General features: G+C 70.3%; 16 protein-coding genes. 10 read left to right on the plus strand and 6 right to left on the minus strand.

Going from position 1 to position 17,574, the window contains the following annotated elements:
* Positions 1–11: 11 nt before the first annotated feature.
* The gene (gene glp / locus ACFWWR_RS21855) at positions 12–1,334 is read right to left on the minus strand and encodes a gephyrin-like molybdotransferase Glp (RefSeq protein ID WP_384304856.1); all 1,323 of its coding nucleotides are present in this window, start codon (positions 1,332–1,334) and stop codon (positions 12–14) included.
* Between the two features lie 5 nt (positions 1,335–1,339).
* Complete coding sequence (gene galU, locus ACFWWR_RS21860; RefSeq protein WP_383859036.1) at positions 1,340–2,242, minus strand: UTP--glucose-1-phosphate uridylyltransferase GalU; 903 nt, start codon at positions 2,240–2,242, stop codon at positions 1,340–1,342.
* A 131-nt stretch (positions 2,243–2,373) separates the two neighbouring features.
* Here galU and ACFWWR_RS21865 point away from each other — a divergent pair, with 131 nt between their 5' ends.
* Complete coding sequence (locus ACFWWR_RS21865) at positions 2,374–2,958, plus strand: 5-formyltetrahydrofolate cyclo-ligase (RefSeq protein WP_383859039.1); 585 nt, start codon at positions 2,374–2,376, stop codon at positions 2,956–2,958.
* 69 nt (positions 2,959–3,027) lie between these two features.
* Here the strand turns inward: ACFWWR_RS21865 and ACFWWR_RS21870 are convergent, their stop codons facing one another.
* Positions 3,028–5,808: a penicillin acylase family protein gene (locus ACFWWR_RS21870; protein WP_383859042.1), complete on the minus strand. Its 2,781-nt coding sequence runs from the start codon at positions 5,806–5,808 to the stop codon at positions 3,028–3,030.
* Between the two features lie 237 nt (positions 5,809–6,045).
* On the opposite strand from ACFWWR_RS21870, the gene ACFWWR_RS21875 reads away from it, so the two are divergent.
* From ACFWWR_RS21875 to mscL, 6 genes are all read left to right on the plus strand, one after another.
* Complete coding sequence (locus ACFWWR_RS21875) at positions 6,046–7,584, plus strand: potassium/proton antiporter (protein WP_384304893.1); 1,539 nt, start codon at positions 6,046–6,048, stop codon at positions 7,582–7,584.
* Positions 7,585–7,859: 275 nt separating this feature from the next.
* Positions 7,860–9,122 (plus strand): MFS transporter, encoded by a 1,263-nt coding sequence (locus ACFWWR_RS21880; protein ID WP_383859048.1) that lies wholly within the window; start codon positions 7,860–7,862, stop codon positions 9,120–9,122.
* 67 nt (positions 9,123–9,189) lie between these two features.
* The gene (locus ACFWWR_RS21885) at positions 9,190–9,525 is read left to right on the plus strand and encodes an FmdB family zinc ribbon protein (protein WP_383859051.1); all 336 of its coding nucleotides are present in this window, start codon (positions 9,190–9,192) and stop codon (positions 9,523–9,525) included.
* Between the two features lie 156 nt (positions 9,526–9,681).
* Complete coding sequence (locus tag ACFWWR_RS21890; protein ID WP_383859054.1) at positions 9,682–10,515, plus strand: S-methyl-5'-thioadenosine phosphorylase; 834 nt, start codon at positions 9,682–9,684, stop codon at positions 10,513–10,515.
* Between the two features lie 165 nt (positions 10,516–10,680).
* Entirely contained in the window at positions 10,681–11,247 is a 567-nt protein-coding gene (locus ACFWWR_RS21895) for a hypothetical protein (RefSeq protein ID WP_383859057.1), read from the plus strand.
* 138 nt (positions 11,248–11,385) lie between these two features.
* Positions 11,386–11,850 carry a large conductance mechanosensitive channel protein MscL gene (gene mscL, locus ACFWWR_RS21900; RefSeq protein ID WP_384304859.1) on the plus strand — a complete coding sequence of 155 codons (465 nt, stop codon included), beginning with the start codon at positions 11,386–11,388 and terminating at the stop codon, positions 11,848–11,850.
* A 26-nt stretch (positions 11,851–11,876) separates the two neighbouring features.
* Here mscL and ACFWWR_RS21905 read toward each other — a convergent pair whose 3' ends face one another.
* Positions 11,877–12,059, minus strand: coding sequence for a hypothetical protein (locus tag ACFWWR_RS21905; protein WP_383859063.1), 183 nt, complete (start codon positions 12,057–12,059; stop codon positions 11,877–11,879).
* Positions 12,060–12,181: 122 nt separating this feature from the next.
* On the opposite strand from ACFWWR_RS21905, the gene ACFWWR_RS21910 reads away from it, so the two are divergent.
* The 3 genes from ACFWWR_RS21910 (at position 12,182) to ACFWWR_RS21920 (ending at position 15,494) form a co-directional block, all read left to right on the plus strand.
* Positions 12,182–13,210, plus strand: a complete 1,029-nt coding sequence (locus ACFWWR_RS21910) for a P1 family peptidase (RefSeq protein WP_384304861.1) — start codon at positions 12,182–12,184, stop codon at positions 13,208–13,210.
* A 130-nt stretch (positions 13,211–13,340) separates the two neighbouring features.
* On the plus strand, positions 13,341–14,561 hold the full coding sequence (locus ACFWWR_RS21915) for an Ig-like domain-containing protein (protein ID WP_384304864.1): 1,221 nt from the start codon (positions 13,341–13,343) through the stop codon (positions 14,559–14,561).
* A gap of 186 nt (positions 14,562–14,747) precedes the next feature.
* A complete protein-coding gene (locus ACFWWR_RS21920) occupies positions 14,748–15,494 on the plus strand; it encodes a DUF6227 family protein (protein ID WP_384304867.1) in 747 nt (248 codons plus the stop codon).
* 43 nt (positions 15,495–15,537) lie between these two features.
* Here the strand turns inward: ACFWWR_RS21920 and ACFWWR_RS21925 are convergent, their stop codons facing one another.
* Together ACFWWR_RS21925 and ACFWWR_RS21930 are read right to left on the minus strand one after the other, a co-directional pair.
* Positions 15,538–15,792 (minus strand): hypothetical protein, encoded by a 255-nt coding sequence (locus ACFWWR_RS21925; protein ID WP_383859075.1) that lies wholly within the window; start codon positions 15,790–15,792, stop codon positions 15,538–15,540.
* A 91-nt stretch (positions 15,793–15,883) separates the two neighbouring features.
* The coding region (locus tag ACFWWR_RS21930; protein WP_384304870.1) for a PTS fructose transporter subunit IIC at positions 15,884–17,574 on the minus strand (1,691 nt) is incomplete at its 5' end.

Below are 17,574 nucleotides of genomic sequence, written 5' to 3' on the forward strand. Positions count from 1 at the left end.
GACCCCGCTGCTCAGCCGAGCAGGACGACCTCGATCTCGGCGCCGGGCTCCACGGACTCCACGTCCTCGGGGACGACGATCAGCGCGTCCGCGTGCGCGAGGGCCGCCACCAGATGTGATCCGGCGCCGCCGACCGGGGTGACCGCACCGTCGGCGTACGTCCCGCGCAGGAACTGCCGACGGCCCTTCGGCGAGGTCAGCGCCTTGTGGGTGGTGAGGGTCGCGCGGGTCCGCGTCCGGTGGACGTCGGGGAGGCCCATCAGGGCGCGGATCGCGGGGCGTACGAACAGCTCGAAGGAGACGTACGACGACACGGGGTTGCCGGGCAGGGCCAGCAGCGGTGTGTGGTCGGGGCCGATGGAGCCGAAACCCTGGGGCTTGCCGGGCTGCATGGCGAGCTTGCGGAACTCGATGCCGCTGCCGGCCTCGTCCTCGTCGCCGACGTACGACAGCGCCTCCTTGACGACGTCGTACGCCCCGACGCTGACCCCGCCCGTGGTGACCATGAGGTCGGCGCGGACGAGCTGGTCCTCGATGGTGGACCGCAGGGTCTCGGCGTCGTCGGCGACGGCGCCCACCCGGTAGGCGATGGCGCCGGCGTCGATCGCGGCGGCGGTGAGGGCGAAGCTGTTGGAGTCGTAGATCTGGCCGCTGCCGAGTTCCTCACCGGGCTGGACGAGTTCACTGCCGGTGGACATGACGACCACGCGCGGGCGCGGCCGGACACGTACCGTGCCGCGGCCGATCGCGGCGAGCAGGGCGATCTGCGGCGGGCCGAGGACGGTGCCCGACTCCAGGGCGCGGTCCCCGGCCTTCACGTCACTGCCCTTGGCGCGCACGTGCGCGCGTGCCTCGGCCGACCGGTACACGTGCACGTGCCCCTCGGCGCCGTCGGGGGCCAGGGCGCGGGCGCGCATCCCGGTCACGGGGCCCTCGCCGAGCCCGCCGTCGGTCCACTCGACGGGGACGACGGTCTCGGCGCCGGGCGGCAGCGGGGCGCCGGTCATGATGCGGGCGGCCTGGCCGGGTCCCACGTGCAGCAGGTCGGCCTGGCCGGCCGCGACGTCCCCGACGACGTCCAGGACGGCGGGGTACTCCTCGCTCGCGCCCGCGACATCCGTGACCCGCACCGCGTACCCGTCCATCGAGCTGTTGTCGAACGGTGGCAGGGACACCGGCACCGTGATGTCCTCGACCAGGACGCAGCCCTGGGCGTCGAGGAGTTGCAGCTCGATGGGTTCGAGGGGGCGGACGGTCGCGAGGATGTCCTCCAGGTGCTCGTCCACCGACCACAGGTGGTCGTGGCCGGTGGTGCGGGGCGCGGCGCTGCTCAACGTTGTTACATCTCCTCGGCTACGTAACTGCGAAGCCAGGTCCGGAAGTCCGGGCCCAGGTCTTCACGTTCGCACGCGAGTCTGACAATGGCACGCAGGTAGTCGCCACGGTCGCCGGTGTCATAGCGGCGGCCCTTGAAGACGACGCCGTGCACCGGGCCGCCGACCTTCTCGTCCTCGGCGAGCTGCTGGAGGGCGTCGGTGAGTTGGATCTCGCCGCCGCGGCCGGGCTCGGTCTTGCGGAGTATGTCGAAGATGTGCGGGTCGAGGACGTAGCGACCGATGACCGCGTAGTTGGACGGGGCGTCCGCCGGGTCGGGCTTCTCGACCAGGCCGCTCACCCTGACGACGTCGCTGTCCTCGGTGGTCTCGACGGCCGCACAGCCGTAGAGGTGGATCTGCTCGGGGGCGACCTCCATGAGCGCGATGACGCTGCCGCCGCGCTGCTCCTGGACCTCGACCATGCGCTTGAGCAGCGGGTCGCGCGGGTCGATCAGGTCGTCGCCGAGGAGGACGGCGAAGGGCTCGTGGCCCACGTGCGGGGCGGCGCACAGCACGGCGTGCCCGAGGCCCTTCGGGTCGCCCTGGCGGACGTAGTGCATCGTGGCGAGGTCGCTCGACTCCTGCACCTTCGCGAGCCGGCCGGCGTCGCCCTTCTTCTGAAGGGCTGATTCCAGCTCGTAGTTACGGTCGAAGTGGTCCTCGAGGGGGCGCTTGTTGCGTCCCGTGATCATGAGGACGTCGTCGAGGCCCGCGGAGGCGGCCTCCTCGACCACGTACTGGATCGCGGGCTTGTCGACGACCGGCAGCATCTCTTTGGGAGTGGCCTTGGTGGCCGGCAGGAACCGGGTGCCGAGGCCTGCTGCGGGGATGACAGCCTTGCTGATCCGAGGGTGCGACTGAGTCATGTCCGCAACCATATCCGGTGCCTTTGCAGGGAATCTGTGGCTCCGGTTAATTGGCTCTCATATGAGCGGATTGCTAGGGTACGGAGCAACTTTTGAACCACATCGGACGTCCGGGCGAGCCTGACAAGCGAATGTTGCGGCGAGAGATCCTCGCGGTGAGGAACACGTTGACGGCCGATGACGTGCGGGAAGCCGCCGTCGCGTTGGCCGGGAGGGCGTTGGAGCTGCCCGAACTGGCGCGTGCGCGCACGGTGGCGGCGTACGTCTCCGTGGGGAGCGAACCCGGGACACTCGTGCTCCTGGACGCGCTGCGCGCGCGGGGCGTGCGGGTCCTGCTTCCGGCCCTCCTGCCCGACAACGACCTGGACTGGGGCGCCCACACCGGCGAGGGCTCCTTCGCGCGCGTCCAACACGGCGGGAAGATGGCCCTCTTCGAACCGGCCGGAGAGCGTTTGGGCGCGGACGCCGTGACCGCCGCCGACGCCGTGCTGCTGCCGGGCCTCGCGGTCGACGCGCGCGGCATGCGTCTGGGGCGCGGCGGGGGGTCGTACGACCGGGTACTCGCGCGCCTGGAGCACGCGGACGCACACCCCGCGCTGGTGGTGCTGCTGTACGACTCGGAGGTCGTGGAGCGGGTGCCCTCGGAACCGCACGACCGGCCGGTGCACGCGGTGGTGACGCCGTCGGGGGTGCGCCGCTTCCGGAACGACCGCTGAATACGGACCGGCCCTCCACGCACGCGTGGAGGGCCGGTTCGACGGCGTGCCGTCAGTGCCGTGACTGGGTCACGGCTTCAGTTCCAGTGTGTCGCTCGTGCTGTCGTCGACCGCCTTGGCCGAGAAGGACCAGTCCAGCAGTTCGCCCTTGACCCACTTGCTCGTCTGGTCGATGTAGTGGGCGCTGTAGGCGTGCCCGGAGGCACCGGTGAGGTTGATCCACTTCGACTTGTCGAGGTCGCCGAGGTTGACCACCATCCGCATCGACGGCACCCAGACGACGTCGTAGCCCCCGGCCGCGTTCCAGCCGGTCGCGTTGACGGCCGCCTCGCCGCCGCCGAGCTTCCAGGGGCCGCGGTTGAGCATGTACTGGAGGAAGCCGGGGCCCTCGGTGCCCAGGGTCTGGTTCTTCAGGAACAGGCGGTGCAGCCGGCCCCAGCTCCAGGTGTCGATGTCCTTGCCGAGCTTGGCGGTCAGCTCCCAGCGGGCGTCGACCATGGCGCGCTTGAACAGCTTGTCGCGGTTCTTGACGGCGCCGACGCGGTTGCCCGAATCGGGCGTCGTCCACCAGTCGCTGTTCTCGTCGTTCATGAGGTTGCGGACGACCTCGAACCAGCGGTCGCCACCGTCCGGCTGCGCCTGGTCGGCGTCGCGCTGGCCGCACTCGCGCACCTTGCCGGTCTCGTCGACGGGCCCGGTGGAGTTGACCGGGTCGACCCACAGGCACTGACCCTTGACCCGCAGTTCCTTGGGCAGCTTGTTGCCGAAGGCGAGCTTGAGGATGTTGCGCCAGACCGAGTTGAAGTAGGCGGCCGCCGCCGAATCGGCGTCCTGGGTGTAGTCCCAGCCCTCGAGGAGTTCCTGCGCCTCGCGGACGTTGGGGTCGTCGACGTCGATCTTCAGCAGCTGGGGCACGAGCAGCTTGGCGATCTCACTGCTGTTGTCCAGCTGCATCTGGCGCATGTCGTCGGTGGAGATCTTGCCGCCGCCCTTGATCTTCGACTCGATCAGGTCGGTGATGCGCTGGCTGCGGGTGCCGTAGCCCCAGTCCGTGGTGAGCGTGTAGGGGTACTTGTCCTGGTCGACCACGGCCTGGTTGGCGGTGACGATGTAGCCGCGCTCCGGGTTGTACTCGTAGGGCAGCTCGTCCTGCTTGATGAAGCCGGTCCACTTGTACTTCGAGTTCCAGCCCGGCGCCGGGATGGAGCCGTCGTCGCCCTCCGCGCGCGTGGGGATCCTGCCGGGCAGGGTGTAGCCGATGTTGTCCCTGGTGTCGGCGTACACGAGGTTCTGCGAGGGCACGTCGAACAGGGCCGCGGCCTTGCGGAAGCCGTTCCAGTCGGTCGCCTTGCCCATCGCGAAGACGGCGTCCATGGAGGTGCCCGGGTCCAGCGCGGTCCAGCGCAGCGCGATGCCGTAGCCGTCGCCGCGGTCGGGTGCGGAGGTGTCGACCGATGCCTTCTTGCCGACCTTCACGAGCTCGTCGTCACGGTCGGACAGCAGGGGCCCGTTGTTGGTCTCCCGGACGACGATCTTCTTGGAGGCGCCGCCGGCGACCTTGATGGTCTCCTCGCGCGTGGTGAAGGGCTTCACCTTGCCGTCGTACAGGTAGCCGTCGCCGGAGAGCTTCTCCAGGTAGAGGTCGGTGACGTCGACGCCGGAGTTGGTCATGCCCCAGGAGATGTCCTGGTTGTGGCCGATTATCACGCCGGGCATGCCCGCGAAGGTGTAGCCGCTGACGTCGTACTGGCACGTGGCCGAGACGGTCCGGCAGTGCAGGCCCATCTGGTACCAGACGGACGGCAGCGAGGCCGAGAGGTGTGGGTCGTTGGCCATGAGCGGTTTGCCGGTGATGGTGTGCTTCCCGGCCACGACCCAGGAGTTCGAGCCGATGCCGTTGCCGTTCACGCCGACGGCCGTCGGGACGTCGTCCAGGATGTTCTGGAGGCCCGTCAGCTGGCTCTGCAGCGCGGAACCGGCCGTCGAGGACGAGGTGCCCGTCCCGGTGCCGCTGGTGCCGCCGGTGCCGCTCGTGGACGTTCCGCTGCCGGACGTGCCGCCGGATCCCTCGAAGGTCCCTGTGAGCTCGTCGTACTGGCCCTGCTGGACGATCGTCTGGTTCCGGCTGTACGGGTACTCGGGGTACAGGTCGGCGATCTGCTTGGGGCCGAGGCGGCTGGTCATCAGGGCGCGGTCGATCTCGTCCTGCATGTTGCCGCGCAGGTCCCAGGCCATGGCCTTCAGCCAGGCGACCGAGTCGACCGGGGTCCACGCCTTGGGCTTGTAGTCGTTCTCGAAGCCGAGGGCCGCGTACTCCAGGGAGATCTCCTTGCCGTCCTTGCCCTGGAGGTAGGCGTTGACCCCCTTGGCGTAGGCCTGGAGGTACTTCTTCGTGGAGGCCGACAGCGTCTTGTCGTACTCCTCCTTGGCAACCCGGTCCCAGCCCAGGGTGCGCAGGAACTCGTCGTTCTTGACCTGGCCCTTGCCGAACATCTCCGACAGGCGCCCGGAGGTCATGTGCCGGCGTACGTCCATCTCGTAGAAGCGGTCCTGCGCCTGGACGTAGCCCTGTGCCATGAACAGGTCCGCGTCGGAGGAGGCGTAGACCTGCGGGATGCCGTAGCCGTCGCGCTTGACCTCGACTGGCCCCGACAGGCCCTTGAGCGTGAGGGAACCCTGCGTCTGCGGGAAGGAGGCACGGACGGTGCTGATCGACCAGAACGCCCCGTAGGCGACGCCCCCGATGATGGCCAGCACCAGCACGAGGACGAACAGGCGGGCTTTGCGCCCCTTCTTCCTGCCGGACTTGCCGGGCTGCTGACCCGAAGAGGCGGTGGTGTTGGGGGGCATCGCTGTCCTTGCTGTCCTAACGCGAGCGGCAGGGCGGGCTGTGCTTTTGACTGAGCGCTGGAGCAACCATAGGCGCAGGGCCAAGCGCCCCTTGACGCGGAGTCGGGAACCAGAACGGGCAGACGTTCGATCACACCTCGCGGAGAGTCAAGAAATCGTCAAGAGTTAGGTAAGGTAACGAAGTACTTGGGTGCGAAGCGTCACCACTTCGTGTCCTATGTACGTGAGCCCGCGCGCGTGCAGCGTGCGAGCCAGGGAAGGGAACGGCCGCTGACTGTCCACCATCTCAACCAACTCCTGCTCGTCTGCTCGCTCGTCCTGCTCGTCGCCGTGGCAGCGGTCCGGATCTCCTCGCGCAGCGGGCTCCCCAGCCTGCTCGTGTACCTGGGGATCGGCATCGCCATGGGCCAGGACGGCATCGGCGACATCCAGTTCGACAACGCCGAACTCACCCAGGTCATCGGATACGCGGCCCTCGTCGTGATCCTGGCCGAAGGTGGCCTCGGCACGAAGTGGAAGGAGATCAAGCCGGCCCTGCCGGCCGCCTCCGCGCTGGCGCTGGTGGGAGTCGCGGTGAGTGTGGGGGTCACGGCGACGGCCGCGCACTACCTGATCAACCTGGAGTGGCGCCAGGCGCTCATCATCGGCGCGGTGGTGTCCTCGACGGACGCCGCGGCGGTCTTCTCGGTACTGCGCAAGATCCCCCTCCCCGCGCGCGTGACGGGCACGCTGGAGGCCGAGTCCGGCTTCAACGACGCTCCCGTCGTGATCCTGGTGGTCTCCTTCTCCACCGCGGGCCCCGTCGAGCACTGGTACGTGCTGATCGGCGAAATAGCCCTTGAACTGGCCATCGGCGCCGCCATCGGCATCGCGGTGGGCTGGCTGGGCTCCTGGGGCCTGCGGCACGTGGCGCTGCCCGCCTCCGGCCTGTACCCGATCGCCGTCATGGCCATCGCCGTCACCGCGTACGCGGCGGGCGCGCTGGCACACGGCAGCGGCTTCCTCGCCGTCTACCTCGCCGCGATGGCGATGGGCAACGCCAAGCTGCCGCACTGGCCCGCCACCCGCGGCTTCGCCGACGGGCTCGGCTGGCTCGCCCAGATCGGCATGTTCGTGCTGCTCGGCCTGCTGGTCACCCCGCACGAACTGGGCGACGACATCCTGCCCGCGCTCGTCATCGGGCTGGTCCTGACGATGGTGGCGCGACCGCTGAGCGTGGTGCTCTGCCTGACGCCGTTCCGGGTGCCGTGGCAGGAGCAGACGCTCATGTCCTGGGCCGGGCTGCGCGGCGCCGTGCCCATCATTCTCGCGACGATCCCCATGGTGGAGGGCGTCGAGGCCAGCCGCCGGATCTTCAACATCGTCTTCGTCCTGGTCGTCGTCTACACGCTCGTCCAGGGGCCGACCCTGCCGTGGCTCGCCCGCACGCTGAGGCTGGGGGGAGACCCCGAGGCCGCCGACCTCGGGATCGAGTCGGCGCCACTGGAACGACTGCGCGGCCACCTGCTGTCCGTCGCGATCCCGGACGGGTCGAGGATGCACGGCGTGGAGGTGGGCGAGCTGCGCCTGCCGGCGGGGGCCGGGGTCACCCTCGTCGTCCGCGAGGGAAAGTCGTTCGTCCCGCTGCCGACGACGGTGCTGCGACGGGGCGACGAGCTCCTCGTGGTCGCCACGGACCCGGTCCGGGACGCGGCCGAGCGGCGGCTGCGCGCGGTGGGACGCGGCGGCAAGCTGGCCGGGTGGCTGGGCATGAACGGCTCCGACACGGGTGGTTAAGGGCGCGTTTCGTACCCTTCACACCCCTCGCCATCGCAGGTGGCCACGCTCATGGTGCTCGTTTTCACAGGCTCACGGGCTTTGATCCCTGTACGATGAAGGCGCATTCCGATCGAACCAACTCTGCCTGACGCAGTGCTGGCGCGACCGTATGGCGGCCGGGACACCCCCTCAGTGGGCGCCGGTATCCACCGCAGTCCGCGCAAGAGGACAGCTCTCGGCGCCGTCGCCCCCGACCGGGGGCCGCGCTACCAGGCGGCAGAAAGGCACGGGCCGTGGCATCCACGGTCACCCCCCGCCCCGGCTACGGGCAACTGCTGCGCACGCGCGGCGCCTGGACATTCCTGCTCCCCGGCTTCGCCGCACGCCAGCCGTTCGGGATGCTCACCGTCTCCATCGTGCTGCTCGTGCAGCACACCACCGGCTCGTACGGCGCGGCCGGTGCCGCCGCGGCCGTCACCGGCGTCTCCATGGCGCTGTTCGCGCCCTTCACCGGCCGCCTCGCCGACCGCTACGGGCAGCGCGCCGTCCTGATCCCGGGCGTGCTCGTGCACGCACTGTCAGGCCTGACTCTGACCGCCCTCGCACTGGCCCACGCCCCTCTGTGGGCGCTGCTCGTCGCGGCCGTGCCCACGGGCGCCTCGCAGCCTCAGATCGGCCCCATGGTGCGCGCCCGCTGGGGTGTGAAGCTCCAGGACTCGCCCCTGATGTCCACCGCGGCCGCCTTCGAGTCCGTCACCGACGAGCTGACCTTCGTCCTCGGCCCGCTGCTGGCGACCGCCCTGTGCACGGCCGTCGACCCCGCCGCGGGTCTGGTGACGGAGGCGTCGCTGACGCTCATCGGCGGCCTGCTGTTCGCCGCCCAGAAGAGCACGCAGCCGCCGGTCACCGCAGCCGGGCACGCGCGCGTGGAGCACGGTTCCGCGCTGCGCATCCCCGGGGTGCGGGTCCTGATCGTGGCCTTCCTCGGTATCGGTTCCGTCTTCGGCGGCATGCAGGTCTCGCTGGCCGCCTTCTCCGAGTCGATCGGCGAACCGGGCCTCAACGGCGTCCTCTACGGCACCTTCGCCGCGGGCAACATGCTCTCCGGCCTCGTCTGCGGCGCCATCGCGTGGAAGGTCGCCCCGCAGCGGCGCCTGGTCGTCGGATACGTCGCCCTCGCGCTGACCGCGTCCGGCCTGTGGGCGGCCCACTCGGTGCTCGTCCTGGCCGGCCTCGGCCTGCTCGTCGGGATGTGCATCGCGCCCGCCCTGATCACCGGCTACACCCTGGTCGAGGGCCTGGTCCCGGCCGGCGCCCGCACCGAGGCCTTCACCTGGCTGACCGGCGCGGTCGCCCTCGGACAGGCGGCGGCCGTCACGGTCGCCGGGCAACTGGAGGACGGCTTCCGGGAGGGCGCCGGGTTCCTGGTGCCGATGGGCGGCACACTGCTCGCCCTGACGACCCTGCTGGCGCTGCGCTCACGCCTTTCGGTACGGCCGCACAGCCGCACCGTCGCACGTGGCGTCGGTCACCGCTTGCCGGTGGCAGTGGACTGATCCTCAGGAATACGTCACTATGGACCATCGTTAGCACTCATTGAGTGAGAGTGCCAGGAGGAAGACAGTGCCCACCTACCAGTACCAGTGCACCGAGTGCGGCGAGGGCCTCGAGGCGGTGCAGAAGTTCACCGACGACGCCCTTACCGAGTGCCCCAGCTGCAGTGGACGCCTGAAGAAGGTGTTCTCAGCGGTCGGCATTGTCTTCAAGGGCTCCGGCTTCTACCGCAACGACAGCCGCGGCTCCTCGTCGAGCACCTCGCCGGCGTCCGCGAAGTCGTCGACGTCCTCGGACACGAAGTCCGACTCGTCGTCCGCCTCGTCCTCTTCTTCGTCGTCCTCGGACGCGAAGTCGAAGTCGTCGAGCACGGGCACCTCGTCCAGCAGCAGCTCGGCCGCGTAAGGCCGCACCCGCTCACGGGACCCTGCCGTCGTACGACGGCGGGGTTCTCGCTGTGTCCGTGACCCGGGCTGTGGACGGGGGCTCCGGGCCGGGGCCCCGGACGCCGTTTCCGTACCCGGGGTCGGGTCCCGGGCGGCGCCGGTTACTGTGCTGGTCATGGCGAACGCAGAGATCGGCGTAATCGGGGGCTCCGGCTTCTACTCGTTCCTCGACGACGTGACCGAGATCCAGGTGGACACTCCCTACGGGCCACCCAGCGACTCCCTCTTCCTCGGCGAGATCGCCGGCCGGCGGGTCGCGTTCCTGCCCCGGCACGGCCGCGGCCACCATCTGCCGCCGCACCGGATCAACTACCGCGCCAACCTGTGGGCGCTCAGGTCGGTCGGCGCGCGTCAGGTCCTCGGCCCGTGTGCGGTGGGCGGGCTGCGCCCCGAGTACGGGCCGGGCACGCTGCTGGTGCCGGACCAACTGGTCGACCGTACGAAGTCGCGGGCGGGCACGTACTTCGACGGGCTGCCGCTGCCGGACGGCACGGTGCCGAACGTGGTGCACGTGTCGCTGGCCGACCCGTACTGCCCGGCCGGGCGGGCGGCCGCGCTGAAGGCGGCCCGCGGCCAGGACTGGGAGCCGGTGGACGGCGGCACGCTGGTGGTGATCGAGGGGCCGCGCTTCTCGACCCGTGCCGAATCGTTGTGGCACCAGGCGCAGGGCTGGTCGGTGGTCGGCATGACCGGCCATCCGGAAGCCTCTCTCGCCCGTGAACTCGAGCTCTGCTACACGTCCTTGACCCTGGTCACGGACCTCGACGCCGGCGCCGAGACCGGTGAGGGCGTCTCCCACGACGAGGTGCTGCGGGTGTTCGCGGCCAACGTGGACCGCCTGCGGGGTGTGCTGTTCGACGCGGTGGCCGCGCTGCCCTCGACCGAGGAGCGGGACTGCCTGTGCACGAACGCGTTGGGCGGGATGGATCCGGGGTTCGCCCTGCCGTAGCCGCCGCGTGGCTGTGGGAGACCGTGGCTCCAGGGCTGCGGAACTTCCCGTTCGGGTGAGGGAGTTGTCCACAACCCGCCAGTAGCCCACCGGCCTCAGCGGGAATCGGCGCGAAGCCTCATCGTGGCATCGCAGGCCGATTCCTCGTCGCAGGTGGTGGTTCCCATGCCCTTCGCCCCTTCTCCCCCGTCCTCCTCTCATTCCTCTTCCTCGCTCTCTCCCCTCTCCCCACGTCCGCTCGGCACGGACGCTCCTCCCACGTGCGAGGTGCCGCACTTCGCCCCGGTGCGGGTCCGCGGCGGGCGGTATCAGGTCCAGCGGCTCGTACGGCACCGCAGGCGGGCCGTGGCGATCGGCCTCGCCGTCACCGCGGCCGCGCTCGTGGCGGCGGGACCGCGTGACGCGGAGCGGACCCGCGGGCATCCACAGGCGGATCCGCTACGGGAACACCGGGCCGTGCAGACCGTGACGGCGCCGGTGCGGATCGCCGACGGTGCCACGGTCCGGCTGTTGCGGCCCGGCGACCGGGTGGACGTCATCGCCGCCGAGGAGACGGCGACCGGCGGCGACGCGCGGGTGGTCGCGCGCGGGGCGCGGGTCACGAAGGTGCCGGAGCCGCTGGACGGCGCGACCGAGGCCGGGGCGCTGGTCGTCCTCTCGGTGCCGCGCTCCACCGCGGCGAACCTCGCCGGCGCGAGCGCGACGGCCCGGCTGGCGGTGACGCTGTGCTGAGCCCCGCGACTCCCGGACCTCGCACATTCCCGTCAAGTCCCTCGTTGGAGCCACCCCGTGGGACAGGGTCGCCTCGCCCTGACGTAGGTTGCGGAGCTGTTTGTTCCACAACCTGTGCATGCGAGGAGAGTCCCCTACGTGAGCGAGAAGAAGCCGAGCGTCTGGGAGGGCTTCAAGGCCTTCCTGATGCGCGGGAACGTTGTCGATCTGGCAGTGGCGGTGGTCATCGGCGCCGCTTTCACCAACATCGTCAACTCGGTGGTGAAGGGGCTCATCAACCCGCTGGTCGGAGCGATCGGCACCAAGAACCTCGACAGCTACAGCTCCTGCCTGAGCGACAACTGCACGGGCGACGAGGGGATTCGGCTCCTGTGGGGCTCGGTCCTCGGCGCGACGCTCACCTTCGTCATCACCGCGGCCGTCGTCTACTTCCTGATGGTCCTGCCCATGGCGAAGTACCTCGCCCTGCAGGAGTCCCGCAGGAAGGCGAAGGAGGGCACGCAGGAGGTCATGGAGGTGTCCGAGCTGGAGGTGCTCAAGGAGATCCGCGACGCGCTGGTCGCGCAGCAGCGGCAGCGCGGCTCGGGCCACGACGAGCCGTAGCGGTGGCGGGCGACGGCCCGCCCGGCTCACAGGTGGTGCGGCGGCTTCTCGTCGAGGAAGCGCTTCAGGTCGGCCGCGCTGTCGCTGCCGGGTCGCTCGCCCCACCCGCGGTCCGTGTCGTCCGAGGACTGCTGGTCCAGCGGGTCGTCGAAGACCAGCGCGGGCTTCGGCTCGCGCGACTCGGGCTCGGGCTCGGGGGCGGTGGTCATGCGTCCAGGGTACGGCCCTGGGCGTCGGGCGCCGCCGGGTCGGGAACGCGTGCACAAAGCAGACAGGCGGCCCCGGCCGGGGCCATCCCGGGCCGGGGGCGGCTCTGGACGAGACTGGCCCCATGACAGTCGACGCTTTGACAGACGTCGCCGGAGTGCGCGTGGGGCACGCCACCCGCACCGGTGACGGTTGGCTCACCGGCACCACGGTCGTGCTCGCCCCCGAGGGCGGCGCCGTGGCCGCCGTGGACGTGCGGGGCGGCGGACCCGGCACCAAGGAGACCGACGCCCTCGACCCTCGCAACGTGGTGCAGAAGGTCGACGCGATCGTGCTGACCGGCGGCAGTGCGTACGGGCTCGACGCGGCGTCCGGGGTGATGGCCTGGCTGGAGGGGCAGGGGCGCGGGGTGCGGGTGGGGACCGATCCGGCGCACGTCGTGCCGGTGGTGCCCGCCGCCTGTGTCTTCGACCTGGGGCGCGGCGGCGACTTCCGGGCCAGGCCGGACGCGGCCACCGGCCGGGCTGCCGTCGAGGCGGCCGCGGCGAGCGAGCCCGGGGCACGGGTGCGGGAGGGCTGCGTGGGCGCGGGCACGGGCGCCGCGGCCGGGCTGATGAAGGGCGGCGTGGGCACCGCGAGCATCGTCCTCGACTCGGGGATCACGGTGGCCGCGCTGGTGGTGGCGAATGCGGCGGGGTCGGTGGAGGATCCGGAAACGGGGGTGCTGTACGGGGAGTTGTTCCAAGGACGTGTGGAGTATCCGGACGCACGCGTCCACGAGGCCGCGCGTCGGCGCCTCGCCGAGATCGCGGCGAAGAGCGCGACTCCCCCGCTCAACACCACACTCGCGGTGGTCGCCACCGACGCTGACCTGTCCAAGGCGCAGGCGCAGAAGGTCGCCGGCACGGCCCACGACGGCATCGCGCGTGCGGTACGGCCGGTGCACCTGCTCCACGACGGTGACACGGTGTTCGCGCTGGCGACCGGCGCCCGCCCGCTCGACACCGGGCACCCTCTCCCGCTGAACGAGATCCTCGCGGCAGGCGCGGACGTCGTGACACGCGCGATCGTGCGGGCCGTACGCGCCGCCGAGTCGGTGGACGGCCCGGGCGGGGAGTGGCCGTCGTACGAGGAGTTGTACGGGGGCAGCTGACGCGAATGTGTCCCGGTTCTGTCACGTGATGGCGTTCACGGCGTTCGTTGGGAACCCGACCGTCGACCGCTCCCCTCTTTCTCCACGCACTGGAGCGGATCGCACACACCACCTGAACCTGGAGCAGCTAGTGACAACGCCGGACAAAACAGCGCGGCGCGCACTCGGGGCCTGTGCCGCCCTGATGGTCGGCGCCCTCACCCTCACCGCGTGTGGTGCAAGCGCCAATGCCAAGAACGACGACGACAAGAACGGCCAGGACGCCGCGAAGACTTCGGCGGCGAAGATCGCCATCTCGGCCGAGAACGGCTCGACCGGTGCGTCGATCAACACCACCGGCGTCAAGGTCAGCGACGGGAAGCTGACGGACGTGAAGATGACGGCGGCCGACGCGGGGACGGCCGTACCGGGGGCGATATCCGCCGACGGCGGCAGTTGGAAGCCGAAGGAGCAGTTGGAGCGGGGGACGAAGTACGAGATAACGGCGCGGGCGAAGGACGCGAACGGGCGGGCCACGGCCGCCGACTCGACCTTCACCACCGTCAGTTCGGCGAACAGCTTCATCGGGACGTACACGCCGGACGACGGGACGACGGTGGGCGTCGGGATGCCGGTGTCGTTCAAGTTCGACAAGGCCATCAGCGACAAGAAGGCCGTGCAGTCGCACATCACGGTGTCGTCCAGCAGTGGGCAGAAGGTCGTCGGGCACTGGTTCGGGGAGCAGCGGCTCGACTTCCGGCCCGAGGAGTACTGGAAGGCCGGCTCCAAGGTCACGATGAAGATCGACCTGGACGGGGTCGAGGGCGCGAACGGCGTCCAGGGGGTGCAGAAGAAGACGGTCACCTTCACCGTCGGACGCTCGCAGGTCTCCACGGTCGACGTGAACACGCAGACCATGACGGTCGTGCGGGACGGCAGGACCTTCAAGACGGTGCCGATCTCGGCGGGCAGCGCGGAGTTCACCACGTACAACGGGCAGATGGTGATCTCCGAGAAGTTCACGAAGCTGCGTATGGACAGCAGGACGGTCGACCTCGCCAACGCCTACGACATCCCGGACGTGCCGCACGCGATGCGTCTGACCACCTCGGGGACGTTCATCCACGGCAACTACTGGTACAACAAGGGCAACCCGCCCTTCGGCCGCGAGGGCACCAGCCACGGCTGCGTCGGGCTCCAGGACGTGCGGGGCGCGCAGGGAGACACGTCCGCCAAGTGGTTCTACGACAACTCGATCATCGGCGACGTGGTGATCGTCAAGAACTCCCCCGACAAGACGGTGACCCCGGACAACGGGCTCAACGGCTGGAACATGTCGTGGAGCGAGTGGATCGCGGGCAGTGCGGCATGATCGCAGAGCGACGCCCAAGTCTCCTCTGACCGGCGGTTTTTGACGGATGGACAGGCCGCGTGGGAACTTTCCCCGCGGCGCGCCCGTTTTCCGGGCGTACGTTTTCTCGGTTCCCGGACATGATGTCCGACCGAGGGGCTACGGTATGCACCCACAAGGTGACATGCAGCAACGCCGGGAGAAACCTTGAGCGTTCCGTACGAGACGGCAGCGTACGAACAACCCGAGTCGCCCGAGTCTCCGGAGGAGCATCTCGCGCGGCTCCTCGGCCGTGCCCTGAACTCCTTCGAGCTGCCCGACGAGACGATTCGGCGACTGGACTGCGCGTTGGCGCACGACAGTTCGCTGCACTCCGCGCACCACAGCGCGGGGCTGCACCGCGAGACGTATCGGCACACGTGGCTAATGGTCGACGGCTCGGCGCTCACGCTGTGGGAGCTCGTCCACAACACCGCGCCGGGCAGCGACCCGCAGCACGAGGTGTATGTGGACGAGGAGGAGCTGCGCGCGGCCACCGCACGGCTGCCGCTGCCCGCGGACCCTCCGGACTTCGAGCTGCCGGTGACGGTTCAGCTGTCGCCGATTTTCCCGCCCCGGCACGCCTACGAGCCCGACGACTCGGCGGATCACGCCCGCCGGGTGCTGCGCCGGGCGGAGAACGCGGACCGGCCGGACGCGCGGACGGCCGCGCTGCTGGCCACGGCGTTCGCGCACCAGATCACGCAGGCCTTCGGGCGCCCCGGGCGGCTGGGCCGCGCCGGCTTGTGCTTCTCGCTCTACGAGCACGCGTTCCTGCTGCGTGACGGCGCGGAGGTCTCCCTCTGGGAGGTCGAGCACACGGCGACGCCGGACGGACGCCACATGTGCGAGGTGTACGAGAGCGAGGACGCGGCCAGGGACGCGATGGAGCGGCGGGCGGCGCAGGTTTCCTGAGTGAGGGGAGCGGACGGCTCTGCGTACAGCGGGTCGGAGCGGATCAGCGGTCGGCGCTGAGCCGTCGTACCAGTCCCGCGAACGCGTCCTCTTCCGCCGGGCTCAGCTCGACGGACTCCCGCTGCGGGCCCACCTGCCGCTGGTGAGGAAGGGCGGGCAGGGCGCGGGCGGAGGGCCACAGGGCGGCTTCGCCACGGCCTCGGCGCAGCATGAAGACCAGACCCGTCCCCCAGGCGATGGTCACCAGGACGAGGAAGGTCATACCAAGCAGCTGGTAGACGGAGACGTGCTCAGGCATGCGCCCCAGTAGACACCACGGTCCGGGACTTTGGTCCCGGACCGTGACGTATCTCGCAGGTGCCGTGAACAACTCACAGCCGACCAAAAGGCTATGCCGCGACCGGCTGCTTCCGCTCCGCCGCCGGAGCGGCCGAGCCGGTCTCCGCCGCCTCGGCGGTCACGGCTCCCGGGGCCGGCTTGCGCATGCTCTTCAGGACGACGACCAGCGCGGTGGTGACGCACACGCCCGCCGCGATGGCGATCAGGTAGAGGAAGGCGTGGCCGATCAGCGGGACCACGAAGATGCCGCCGTGCGGGGCGCGGAGCGTGGCGCCGAAGGCCATCGACAGGGCGCCGGTGACCGCGCCGCCCGCCATCGAGGCCGGGATGACCCGCAGCGGGTCGGCTGCGGCGAACGGGATCGCGCCCTCGGAGATGAAGGAGGCGCCCAGGACCCAGGCGGCCTTGCCGTTCTCCCGCTCGGTGGGGGTGAAGAGCTTCTTGCGGAGGGTGGTCGCGAGCGCCATGCCCAGCGGCGGGACCATGCCCGCGGCCATCACGGCGGCCATGATCTTCATCGCGGAGTCGCTGGGGGCCTGGACGGCGATACCGGCCGTGGCGAAGGCGTACGCGACCTTGTTGACCGGGCCGCCGAGGTCGAAGCACATCATCAGGCCGAGCAGCACGCCGAGCAGGATGGCGTTGGAGCCGGAGAGGCCGGAGAGCCAGTCCGTCATGCCCTTCTGGGCCTCGGCGATGGGCTTGCCGACCACGACGAACATCAGGAAGCCGACGATCAGCGAGGAGATCAGCGGGATCACCACCACCGGCATGATGCCGCGCAGCACCGGCGGGATCTTGATCCGCTGGATCGCGAGGACGACGCCACCCGCCAGCAGACCGGCGACCAGGCCGCCCAGGAAGCCGGCGGCGATCTGGGAGGAGATCATTCCGCCGACGAAGCCGGGGACAAGACCGGGGCGGTCCGCCATGCCGTACGCGATGTATCCGGCGAGGACCGGGATGAGGAAGCCGAAGGCGACCCCGCCGATCTGGAACATCAGGGCGCCCCAGCTGTCGATCTCGGTCCAGGAGAAGTGCTTCATGACCGAGGGCGCGTCTGCGATCTTCCAGCCGCCGATCGCGAAGCCGAGTGCGATCAGCAGACCGCCCGCGGCGACGAAGGGCACCATGTAACTGACACCGGTCATCAGCCACTTGCGGAGCTTGGTGCCGTAGCTGTCGCCGGCCTCGCCGGCCTGCTCGACGGGCGTACCGCCCCTGGCACCCGCGGTGACCTCGCCGCGCTCGGCCTTGCCGCGCACGTCGGCGATGAGTTCGGCGGGCTTGTTGATACCGGCCTTCACGCCGACGTCGACCGTCGGCTTGCCGGCGAAGCGGTCCTTGTCGCGCACGGGCACGTCGTGGGCGAAGATCACGCCGTCGGCCGCCGCGATCACCGCCGGGTCGAGCCGGGTGAAACCGGCCGAGCCCTGCGTCTCGACGACGAGTTCGACGCCCGCCTCGCGGCCCGCGTTCTCCAGCGACTCGGCCGCCATGTAGGTGTGGGCGATGCCGGTGGGGCAGGAGGTGACGGCGACGATACGGAACGGCCGTCCGTCGGAGTCGCCGTCGGAGTCAGCGTCGGTGACCGTGGCGGGGTGGGCGGGGGGCCCCCCCCCACCCCCCCCCGCAGGCGACCCCCCCGAGGCCCCCCCGGTGGGCGTTTGTATCAAAAACCCGGGGGGCCCAGCCGGGGACAATAAAAAGGCGGAACGCGCGCGGCCCAGACCCGGGGAGA

The sequence above is a fragment of the Streptomyces sp. NPDC058678 genome, from assembly GCF_042714835.1.
In the GTDB taxonomy this organism is placed as follows: domain Bacteria; phylum Actinomycetota; class Actinomycetes; order Streptomycetales; family Streptomycetaceae; genus Streptomyces.